The 10,735-nt window shown below is 65.3% G+C and carries 10 protein-coding genes; 4 read left to right on the top strand and 6 right to left on the bottom strand.

Annotated elements, in window-relative coordinates; genetic code table 11:
* Window positions 1-417, top strand: a 417-nt coding sequence (locus ISS20_RS20375) for a nuclear transport factor 2 family protein (protein ID WP_291439025.1), incomplete at its 5' end; no start/stop codon positions are given.
* A gap of 15 nt (window positions 418-432) precedes the next feature.
* Here ISS20_RS20375 and ISS20_RS20370 read toward each other — a convergent pair.
* Window positions 433-1,362 carry a LysR family transcriptional regulator gene (locus ISS20_RS20370; RefSeq protein WP_291439023.1) on the bottom strand — a complete coding sequence of 310 codons (930 nt, stop codon included), beginning with the start codon at window positions 1,360-1,362 and terminating at the stop codon, window positions 433-435.
* A 108-nt stretch (window positions 1,363-1,470) separates the two neighbouring features.
* Between ISS20_RS20370 and ISS20_RS20365 the strand changes: the two genes are divergently transcribed.
* A complete protein-coding gene (locus ISS20_RS20365) occupies window positions 1,471-2,637 on the top strand; it encodes a mandelate racemase/muconate lactonizing enzyme family protein (RefSeq protein ID WP_291439021.1) in 1,167 nt (388 codons plus the stop codon).
* 38 nt (window positions 2,638-2,675) lie between these two features.
* Window positions 2,676-3,665: a tripartite tricarboxylate transporter substrate-binding protein gene (locus ISS20_RS20360; RefSeq protein WP_291439019.1), complete on the top strand. Its 990-nt coding sequence runs from the start codon at window positions 2,676-2,678 to the stop codon at window positions 3,663-3,665.
* Window positions 3,666-3,731: 66 nt separating this feature from the next.
* Here ISS20_RS20360 and ISS20_RS20355 read toward each other — a convergent pair whose 3' ends face one another.
* From ISS20_RS20355 to ISS20_RS20340, 4 genes are all read right to left on the bottom strand, one after another.
* Window positions 3,732-5,378 (bottom strand): tannase/feruloyl esterase family alpha/beta hydrolase, encoded by a 1,647-nt coding sequence (locus ISS20_RS20355; protein ID WP_291439017.1) that lies wholly within the window; start codon window positions 5,376-5,378, stop codon window positions 3,732-3,734.
* Between the two features lie 186 nt (window positions 5,379-5,564).
* Window positions 5,565-6,539, bottom strand: a complete 975-nt coding sequence (locus ISS20_RS20350) for a LuxR C-terminal-related transcriptional regulator (RefSeq protein ID WP_291439015.1) — start codon at window positions 6,537-6,539, stop codon at window positions 5,565-5,567.
* Between the two features lie 157 nt (window positions 6,540-6,696).
* Window positions 6,697-7,794, bottom strand: a complete 1,098-nt coding sequence (locus ISS20_RS20345; RefSeq protein WP_291439013.1) for a M14 family metallopeptidase — start codon at window positions 7,792-7,794, stop codon at window positions 6,697-6,699.
* Window positions 7,795-7,895: 101 nt separating this feature from the next.
* Window positions 7,896-9,107 (bottom strand): M20 aminoacylase family protein, encoded by a 1,212-nt coding sequence (locus ISS20_RS20340; RefSeq protein WP_291439011.1) that lies wholly within the window; start codon window positions 9,105-9,107, stop codon window positions 7,896-7,898.
* Window positions 9,108-9,185: 78 nt separating this feature from the next.
* Between ISS20_RS20340 and argE the strand changes: the two genes are divergently transcribed.
* Window positions 9,186-10,343, top strand: coding sequence for an acetylornithine deacetylase (argE, locus tag ISS20_RS20335; protein WP_291439009.1), 1,158 nt, complete (start codon window positions 9,186-9,188; stop codon window positions 10,341-10,343).
* 48 nt (window positions 10,344-10,391) lie between these two features.
* Here argE and ISS20_RS20330 read toward each other — a convergent pair.
* On the bottom strand, window positions 10,392-10,735 hold a 344-nt coding region (locus tag ISS20_RS20330; protein ID WP_291439007.1), incomplete at its 5' end, for an ABC transporter substrate-binding protein.

The following is a 10,735-nucleotide window of genomic DNA, read 5'->3' as shown; positions in this document are numbered from 1 at the left end:
AAAGTGCGCCTGGCCGAAGATGGCTGGAACTCGCGCGACCCTGCGCGCGTGGCCCTGGCCTATACCGAGGACACGCGCTGGCGCAACCGCGCAGAGTTCCCCGTTAGCCGCGAGGCCGCGCGGCAGTTTCTCGAACGCAAATGGGCGCGCGAACTGGACTACAGGCTCATCAAGGAACTGTGGGCGTTCAGCGGCCACCGCATCGCCGTGCGGTTTGCCTACGAATGGCACGACGACGCTGGCCAGTGGTACCGCAGCTATGGCAATGAGAACTGGGAGTTCAACGACGCAGGTCTGATGGCCGTGCGCCACGCGAGCATCAACGATCTGCCCATCGACCAGGCAGATCGGTTGTTCTTCTGGCCACCGGGGCGGCGCCCGGACGACCATCCGGGGCTGAGCGATCTGGGGCTGTAAAACCAGAGACGCGATTTACTCCAGGTGGGGCCCTGAAGCGCTGCCCTGTACCGACTGGGCCACCGCATTCCAGAGCGCTTCTGCCGCAGGCCCCAGTTGTGCATGGGTCCGGTACAACCTGATCTCCAGATCCACATTCCAGCTGTCAGGGCCTGCAGCCAGCAGTCTGCCTGCCGCCAGGTCAGCATCAACCAGGCTGCGAGGCAGCCAGGCCATCCCCCGCCCGTCCAGCGCCATGGTCCTCAAGACGGACGCCAGATGGGCCGTGAAAACCGTTTGTGTGTGCGCTGCCCGCAGTGCCCCCTCGCTGGTTTTCTGCAGGATGTTTCCCAACCCGGAGTCCACGCTGTAGGCCAGGAGAGGCGCTATCGCCCCAGAATGCTCCGGCCGATGAAGGGCTAGGCCATCAGGCCCCGCAGCACAAACGGGGAGCAGGACATCGCAGCCCACGCAGAGGGACGGATATCCCTCTATCTCCAATGGCCCTGGCGCCTGGGCATGCGCATGGCACAGCACAAACTGCACCTTGCTCTGGGCCAGCAGTGCCTCACACCGGTGCAGCATGTCGGACTCCAGCTGCAGCGTGCCTGCCATGGTGTGCGCTTCAAAACTGCGCAGCCAGCCCGGCATGAAGGTCAGCGACAAAGCATGTGTTGCGGCAAATCGCAGGCTCTTGGAATTCGCCTCCGCCACTGCACGCGCCGCACCCGGCAATCGCGCCACTTCGGCGAGCAAATCGGGCGCCACCCCTTGAAACCACTGCCCAGCCACTGTGAGTTTGACTGGTTGTGTGCTGCGGTCAAACAGCTCGGCGCCCAGCCACTCCTCCAGCGCCCGCACCCGGCGGCCAAACGCGGGCTGCGTCATGTGGCGATCTTCCGCCGCGCGCGAGAAGTTTCCGATCGAGGCCAACACCATGAAATCTTCGAGCCAGGAGATGTGCATAGCCGGTGCCTTGAAAGCATTGAAGAGAAGAAAAACGGCATTGGTCAAACGCTGCGCGGCTGCGGATCATACCGATCCCGACATTCGTTTCGATACACGGAGCAAGCCATGAAGATCGTTGAAATCAGAGAGAAAACCATCCCCATCAGTTCGCCCATCCGCAACGCCTACATCGACTTCAGCAAGATGACGCTGAGCCTGGTGGCCGTGATCACTGACGTGATTCGCGACGGAAAACCTGTGGTGGGCTATGGCTTCAATTCGAATGGCCGCTATGGCCAGGGCAAGCTGATGCGCGAGCGCTTCATCCCGCGTGTGCTCGAAGCCAATCCAGACTCCCTGATCGACGACAGCGGCAAGAACCTTGACCCGCACAAGATCTGGAACGCCATGTTCACCAACGAAAAGCCTGGCGGCCATGGCGAGCGCTCGGTCGCCATCGGCACCATCGACATGGCCGTGTGGGATGCGGTGGCCAAGATTGAAGGCAAGCCACTGTTCCAGCTGTTGGCCGACCGCTATGGCAACGGCACGCCCAACCGCAAGATCTTCGTCTATGCGGCTGGCGGCTACTACTACCCCGGCCAGGACCACGGCAAGCTCAAGGACGAGATGAAGAGCTACATAGACCGGGGCTACACCGTGGTGAAGAAGAAGATTGGCGGCGCCTCGCTCGACGAGGACCTGCGCCGCATCGACTCCATCCTCAGCGTGCTGCAGGACGGCCAGAAGCTGTGCGTGGATGCCAACGGCCGCTTCGACCTGGACACCGCCATCCAGTACGCCAAGGCGCTCTCGCAGTACGACCTGTTCTGGTACGAGGAGCCTGGCGACCCGCTCGATTTCGAGCTGCAGGCCACGCTGCGCCACTACTACAAGAACCCCATGGCCACGGGTGAAGACCTGTTCTCGATGCAGGACGCACGCAACCTGATCCGCTATGGCGGCATGCGCCCCGACCGCGACTGGCTGCAGTTTGACTGTGCGCTGAGCTACGGGCTGGTGGAATACCTGCGCACGCTCGACATGCTGAAGGAACACGGCTGGTCAGCCAGCCGCTGCATTCCGCACGGCGGCCACCAGATGTCGCTGAACATCGCCGCTGGCCTGGGCCTGGGCGGCAACGAGTCCTACCCCGACCTGTTCCAGCCCTTTGGCGGCTTCCCGGACGGCGTGCAGGTAGTGAACGGCCACGTGACGCTGCCGGACCTGCCCGGCATCGGCTTCGAAGGCAAGGCCGACCTGTACGCACAGATGCAGGCGCTGTCCGCCTGACCATCGCCCTCAAAACACAAACAGAAGGAGACAACGTCATGGGCATTCTGAAGCAAGGAGCTGCAGCCGCAGCCATCGGACTCATCGCCGCCAGCAGCACTACCAGCACGTGGGCGGAGTTTCCGGACAAGCCCGTCACGCTGGTAGTCCCGTTCTCTGCTGGGGGCCCCAGCGACAAGATAGCCCGAGACCTTGCCGAGGCCCTGCGCAAGCCCCTGGCGCAGACCGTGATCGTGGACAACACTGCCGGAGCGGGTGGCACAGTTGGTGCAGCACGCGTCGCGCGCGCTGCACCAGATGGCTACACCTTGCTGGTGCACCACATTGGCATCTCCACCGCGCCCGCGCTGTACAAGAAGCTACCCTACAAGACCCTGGAGGACTTCGAGTACCTCGGACTGATCAATGAGGCACCCTCCGCCCTGATCGGCAAACCCGGCCTCGCGGCCAGCAACTTTGCCGATCTGCGCCAGTGGATCAGCGCCAACGATGGCAAGGTCAACATCGCCAACGCCGGCGTGGGCTCGGCATCCCACCTGTGCGGGCTGGTCCTGCAGGCCAGCTTGCGATCGAAGATGACCTTCGTACCCTACAAGGGCACGGCGCCTGCCATGACCGACCTGATGGGGGGGCAGGTGGACCTGATGTGCGAGCAGGCCACCAACGCCGTGCCCCAGATCGAGGCGAGAAAAGTCAAGATCTACGGCGTTACCAGCAAGCAACGGATGGCGCTGCCGACATTGGCGCAGACGCCTACCTTGGCGGAGGCAGGGTTGGTGGGCTTCGAAATGTCGGTGTGGCATGGGGTGTATGCACCCAAGGGCACGCCGAAAGCCGTTCTGGAGAAGCTGAATGCAGCCATTCGCACCGCACTCAAGGACCCCGAACTCATCCAGCGCGAAGAAGCACTGGGAGTGCGCGTGGTGACCGACGCACGCCTGGAACCCGCAGAGCACAAGAAATATGTGGAAAGCGAAATGCGCCGCTGGGCCAAGATCATCAAGGACTCCGGCGAAACCGCCGATTGATGCATGCAAGAAACAGCAAGGGCACGCCCCAAGGCGAGTCCTTGCCGTCAGCCATCCACGGATGGCTCAGGTCGCAGAGCAGGTGAAGCTCTCTGCCTTGCTCGCATCACCCGTGCCGTTGTAGCGCGGGAACTTGGGGTACTCGCACACCGGGCGCTGGGCCACGGGTGTGCTGGTGCCGGGGGCAAACTTCGTGGCGACCAGCTTGTCGGGCGCCGCGCCCTTTTCCACCCACGCATCCATGGCGGCGAGCAGGTCGATGGAGCGCGGCTCGGTGCCCACGCCGTCCAGGTCGTGCCCGTTGGAGGGCGAGGTGACCATGCGCGCAAAGCCCTGCAACTTGCTGGCGCCCAGGCGCTGCTTGACCGTGTCGAAGTATTCCGCCGTGCGGTACAGCGACACGCAGGTGTCGCCCAGGCCGTACCAGATCAGCAGCTTGCCGCCGTTGTCGGCAAAGACAGAGATGTCGGGGTCCGTGCCGTCGATCATCTCGGCCAGCCGCCGGTACTGCGCCTGGTACTGGGTGGGGTCGTGGGTCAGGATGTTGGCGTTGGGGTTGCCCTCCACCAGGCGCGCGGCCTCCGTCACGGCCATGTGGTTGAACGAATCGGGCGCGTCAAAGCTGGTGCCGAACATGTACGACTGCCAGTCCGACGTGGACGCCCCGCCCCGGCCATAGCGTGGGTAGCCCACTGCACCGCGCGACAGGGTCACGGGTGTCTTGTGGTCGCTGTAGATGAGGCGGATGGATTCGATCTGGCCGGCCGTGAGGCAGCTGTCGTTGTCCGCCCCCTGGCACAGCAGCTCGGTGGGCACGTAGTTGCACGCCTCGATGTTGCCGATGATGCCGTCCTTCAGGCCATCGAGGCCATCACACGCCGCCACCTCGGCCTTGGCATACAGCGCGATCTTGGCGGGGCTCATCCAGTTGTCGCGGCTCTTGAAGATATGGCGCAGCACCGTGGGTCCCAAGTTGACCTGGTGCGCCTGCTGGGCGATGGCGGGCTCCATGGCCACCACACCGTCGTAGTCCTTGGGGTACTTCTGCGTGGAGATGAGCCCCGACCGACCGCCGTTGGAATGGCCCATGTGGTAGCGCCGCACAGGGCGCTTGCCATAGAACTCGGTGGCGATCGTGGTACCCACCTCCAGAACGAAATGGTTGGCCTCGAACGCGTGGTTGCGCAGCGCCACGTCGCTATTGCCCCAGGCAAAACCACGCACCTGGTGGCCAGAGTCGGAGCTGATCTTCACGTACGGGTTGGCCGACGGGCCCACCAGTTGCTGGTACCACGGGTCGTCGGTGGGGATGAAGCCGTCAAAGCCGCCGCCGCCAATGGTCAGCGTCTTGCCGTTCCACTGGGCCGGCGTGGGCAGCTCCACCGCCCAGTTGATGGTGGACTCGGGCGACGAGACGATCTGCCCGCGCACGATGCACACGTCGGGCAACGTGCCCTCGGCCTTGCGCAGCTCGGTACGGGTGACCTTGGCACCATGGGGCAACGCGGTGGAGGCATAGGCCGCGCAGGCTTCGGCCAGGGGCTTGCTGGCCAGCGGGGGGTTGGCGTCGCTGCCACCGCCGCAGGCGGTCAGGGCCACGGCGGCCACGGCACCCAGTGCGCTGGCAGCGGTCCATCGCCCTGCACGTGCCAAGGCGTGAGGGTGGGGGTGGCGTCGGTGCGCCACGGCGAAGGGGTGGGGGTTCGGGAACATGCAAGGGTCTCCTGTTATGGCGGTTCTTCAGGAGCCCAGGCCGGGCGGCGGTCTGGCCCGCACCGGTGTCTGGACTCCGGTGCGGACGATAGGAAAAGGCGGCGTGGTTGCAGCCTCTGCAAATGCAGAGGGAGCGGGAAACTACCGAGCCCTGCAAACTCGCGCGTGGCGCCCCGCCGCCGATCTCTACTGGTGGCGCAGCGCGGCCACCAGCTCCAGCTTGTTGCTCACGCCCAGCGCGGCATAGGCCGTGCGCAGGTAGGTGCGCACCGTGGCGGGCGTGAGGCCCAGCGTGGCCGCAATGTCCTTGTGCGAGCGGCCCTGGGCGTACAGCATGGCGGCGCTCAGCTCGCGCGGTGCCAGGGCTTGCTTGTGCTGGCGCGACGCCAGGCTCACGGCCACCAGTGGCCCGCAGGGCTCCAAGCGCAGGCGGCAGGCCTTGCCCACCGACAGGGTGCAGGGCGCACCCGCCAGCGCCTGCGCCACCACCGGCGGCAGGTGGGTGCCGTGCCAGCCGGGGCTGGCTTCGCCCAACGCCCGGCTGATGCGCAGCCCGGCAAACAGCAGTTCGCCCGACGGCCGGGCCAAGGCAAAGCTGTCCCAGGGGCGGCCGGGCGTGTCGCTTTGCAGGCGCTGCAGACGGTGGTGCCATTGCTGCAGCAGGTGCAGGACGAATTCGCCGAACAGCACGGTCTCTCCGTCCGAGAATTCCGGCCGCGCTGGCGGGCGGTAGATGGAGACAAAAAACATGAGCCCGCTGTGGGGCAGCTCGGCCGTGAGGGCCATACAGTGGTACAGGCCGTGGCGCTGGCTGAAGGCGGCCACCTCCGGGTGCTCGGGTAACGGGCCCACCACGTCACGCTCACGGATCACCACCCCGAGCTGCTGCATGGACTGCAGTCCAAACAGGTCAACCGCCGCCAGCGCATTCCACTCCTCGGCAAAACTGCGGCTCAGGCCGATGCTGCCGTGCAGCCAGTTGCGGGGTGCCACCTGCACATCGCCCGCCGAGACCTCGCCCCACCAGGCGGAATCAAAAGGCACCAGGTCCTGCAAGGTCCGCATGGCCTGGTGCAGCAAGTCCTGCGGGGCCACCTGCTGGGCTTGCTCCGACAGCCGGAGCAGGCTGCGGCTCAGCGCGCGCAGGGGGTCAGAGGCCATGGTGTCTCCTGGTTTTTGGGGCGATGGTAGCCGCCCCACGGTGGCAGCCCCAACCCTCCTGAACCCGTACTACCCGCCAAACCCCTGCGCATCAACTATCATATTGATAGCATCTCAGGCATATAGCACTAACGCCTGAGGCCTCTGGAACACAAAATCAGGCCGTCAACCCGTTCACCGCCTGGAACATCGACTGCCGTGCCTGGCTGATGATCTGGCCCTTCCATGCGTCCGTGTCGGTGTAGAAGGCCTCCAGCATTTGTGCCTTGATCTGGGCTGCCTTGTCAGCGGGTGTGTCGGGGTGCAGGTTGAGCCACTGCTCGGCGCGGATGGCGTTCATCACGTCGAGCACGGGCACCGTGCCGTACTCCATGGCAATGCCGGTGTATTCGGCATGGGGGCACTCGTCGTAGATCGAGGTCCACATCAGGCCGGTGAGGAAGGCCGAGGTGGACGAGCCGTCATAGATCGACGTGACCGGCGTGGCGCCGCCGCCGTCCCACCAGGCGCGCGCGCGGGCCACGGCCACGGCGTTGTCATTGCCCGCGTAGATGCGCTCGCCATGGCCGCTGGGACCCAGGCCCGTGTGCAGGTCGATCCAGGCGATCTTCGACGCGGCCGCACCGTGCTGGCGCAGCACCTGGCGCAGCGTGCGGTTGCTCCAGGTGGGCTCGGTGCCGCCAAAGAACACACCCTGCGGAAACTCGTGCTGCCCTTGCGAGATGGCGGCCTGCCACGCGGCCTCGCCCTTGGTGGCGATGTACTCCGCCACCGCTGCCTGGTTCTCAGGGCCTGGTGGCCACTGCTCGGGCAGCAGCAGGGGCTGCACCTCGCGGTAGGCCGTGTTCACGGGCAGGGGCTTGCTGAAGTCCTGGAAGTTGCGGTTCAGGTCCACGTTCTCGTGCGTGAAGCGGCGAACGTGCGAGAAGCCATACGGGTTCAGTGCATGGATGTAGAGCGTAGCCACACCGGCATCACGTGCCTTGGCGCGCCACTCGGCGTCGTGCAGCGCAAACACCTGCACGCCGCTGCCGCAATAGCCTTCGACGCCATGGCAGGCGCTGCTCACGATGAGCAGCTTCTTCGCATCGGCCGGTCCGTCACGCACCACGTCCATGGCCAGGTCTTCGCCGTCGCGGCCTTGGAGCGGGTGGGCGTGCGATTCGATGGGCAGGCCGGCGGCTGCAGCGGCCTCCAGAAACTTTGTGCGCGCCTGGGCATAGCTGGGCGAGAAGGCTTCAACGATTCCGGTCATGGGCAGGGCTTTCAGGAGTCAGTGGGAAGACAAAAAGAAAACCCGGGCACGCGCGCTGCGCACGCCAGGGTGGAGGAGGATCAACGGCGCGTCAAGCTGCCTCAGGCCGCTTTGGCGGGCTGGGCCAGCCATTCCTCGGCCAGCTTGACCCAGTAGGTCGCGCCCAGCGGGATCAGGTCGTCGTTGAAGTCGTAGCTGGGGTTGTGCAGCATGCAGGGGCCGCCGCCGTGGCCCATCTCGCGGTGGGCGCCGTCGCCGTTGGCAATGAAGCAGTACGCACCGGGCTTGGCCTGCAGCATGTAGGCAAAGTCTTCAGCGCCCATGGTGGGCTCCTGAACCACCACACGCTCTTCCCCCACGATGCCGGTCATGACCTTGCGGGCAAATTCGGCCTCGGCGGGCGAGTTGACGGTGGGTGGGTAGTTGCGCACGAACTCGAACTCGCAGGTGGCATCGTGCGCAGCGCAGTGGTTCTCGGCGATCTGGCGCATACGCTTTTCAATGAGGTCCGTCACTTCGGTGGTGAAGGTGCGCACCGTGCCCTGCAGCTCGACGCTGTCGGGAATCACGTTGGTGGCCTCGCCCGCGTGGATCATGGTGACCGAGATCACGCCCGCGTCCACCGGCTTCTTGTTGCGGCTGATGATGGTCTGGAAGGACTGCACCATGCCGCAGGCAATCGGCACCGGGTCGATGCCGGTGTGCGGCAGCGCCGCATGGCCGCCCTTGCCACGGATGGTGATCTTGAACTCGCTGGTCGATGCCATGACCGGGCCCGGGCTCACGGCAAAGGTGCCCACGGGCATGCCGGGCCAGTTGTGCATGCCGTACACGGCCTCCATGGGGAACTGCTCGAACAGGCCGTCTTCGATCATCACGCGGGCACCGCCACCGCCCTCTTCCGCAGGCTGGAAGATCAGGTACACGGTGCCGTCAAAGTTGCGGTGCTTGGCAAAGTGCTGGGCCGCCGCCAGCAGCATCGCCACATGGCCGTCGTGGCCGCAAGCGTGCATCTTGCCCTTGTGGACGCTGGCGTGGGCGAAGGTGTTGAACTCCTGCATCGGCAGGGCGTCCATGTCGGCGCGCAGGCCAATCGCGCGGCCGTTGGCGCCGCCGTCGCGACCCTTGACGATGCCCACCACGCCCGTCTTGCCCAGGCCCCGGTGGATGGGAATGCCCCATTCGGTGAGTTTTTGCGCCACCACGTCGGCGGTGCGCACCTCTTCGAAGCACAGCTCGGGGTGGGCGTGAATGTCCCGGCGCACCGCTGCAATACTGGCCGCCTGGGTGACGATGGAGTCAATAACGTTCATGATATGTGTCCTTACGATCTCACAGTCTAGCCCGACTCCCACCTCTGTGTCAGTCCGGGTTAATCACCAGTCCACCCCATGATTTCTGCCCACGCCCTCGAACTTGCGCAAACCCTGGTGCGCATGAACACCGTCAGCCACCACTCCAACCTGGAGCTGATCCATTTCATCCGCGACCACCTGGCAAAGCTGGGCGTGAAAAGCCGCCTGACGTTCAACGAGGACAAGACCAAGGCTAACCTGTTCGCCACGCTGGGCGAGGGCAAACCCGCTGGTGTGATCCTCTCGGGCCACACCGACACGGTGCCGTGGGATGGGCAGGACTGGACCATGGACCCGCTGAGCGCTCTGGTCAAGGACGGCAACCTGTACGGGCGCGGCAGCGCCGACATGAAGGCCTTCATTGGCATTGCGGTCTCGCACGCAGAGCAATTCCTGAACAGCGACGCGCCCTTCGCCATCCACCTGGCCTTCAGTTATGAGGAAGAGATCGGCTGCTTTGGCGTCAAGGAGCTGATCGCCGACCTGCGCGACGCCAACATCAAGCCCCTGGCCTGCATCGTGGGCGAGCCCACCAGCATGGTGCCCGCCATTGCCCACAAGGGCGTGTACCGCTACAAGTGCTGCGTGCGCGGCAAGGAAGCGCATTCGTCCCTCACGCCGCACTCGGTCAACGCCATCGAGATGGCCGCCCGCGTGGTGGGCCGGGTGCGCGACATGGCGGAAGATTTTGAAAAGAACGAGCCCCGCTTCGAGGGCTTTGACGTGCCCTTCTCCACCACCAGCGTGGGCCAGTTCCACGGCGGCATCGCCGACAACGTGGTGCCGCGCGACGCAGAGTTCCGCTACGAGTTCCGCGACCTGCCCACGGCCAACGCGGCGCAGATGCAGTCCGAGGTGGTGGCCTACGCCAAGTCGCTGGAGCCTGCGATGAAGAAGGTGGCGCCCGCAGCGGGCTTCGAGTTCGAGACCATCTGCGAGATCCCGAGCTTCCTGGGCAGCAAGGACGACCCGGTGACCCGCCTGGCTCAGGAACTGAGCGGCGAGAAAGGCACCACCCTGGTGGCCTTTGGCACCGAGGCGGGCCTGTTCAAGAACGCAGGCATCTCCACCGTGGTGTGTGGCCCCGGCAGCATCCAGCAGGCCCACCAGCCCGACGAGTACGTGAGCCTGGAGCAGTTGGGACGCTGCGAGGCGTTCATGCAGGGGCTGGCGCGCACGCGCACGCTGGGCTGATCGCTTCTGAGCGGCGGGGGCCAGCGCGCGCGCCCCGCCCAAGCGAGATCAGGTCCGGACCCGACCGTCCCCGGTCAGCATGGACATCTCCACAAACTTTGATGCTGCGTGGCTGGTGCCGCTGAACGACACCGGAAAGCCCGAGATCACCTGGTTGCCAATGGACTCGGTGCCGGTGATGAAGCTCTCGCGTGTGATCTTGCCGCTGGCCTGTGCCTGGCGCAGGCCCTCGGTGAAAACGCGCGCGGCCAGGTAGCCTTCCATGCTGGAGTAGTTGGGCTGCACCTTGTCGCCGCCCTTCTTGATGGTCTCCAGAAACTCGCGCGTGATCTGGCGTGAGGGCTGGTAGGGCGAGGGCACCACCTGCGACACCACCACACCCGCACCGTCCT

Source organism: Acidovorax sp. (assembly GCF_016783915.1).
In the GTDB taxonomy this organism is placed as follows: Bacteria; Pseudomonadota; Gammaproteobacteria; order Burkholderiales; family Burkholderiaceae_C; genus Acidovorax.
The sequence above is the reverse complement of the archived record's forward strand: the minus strand, read 5'-3'. Positions and strand labels throughout refer to the sequence as shown.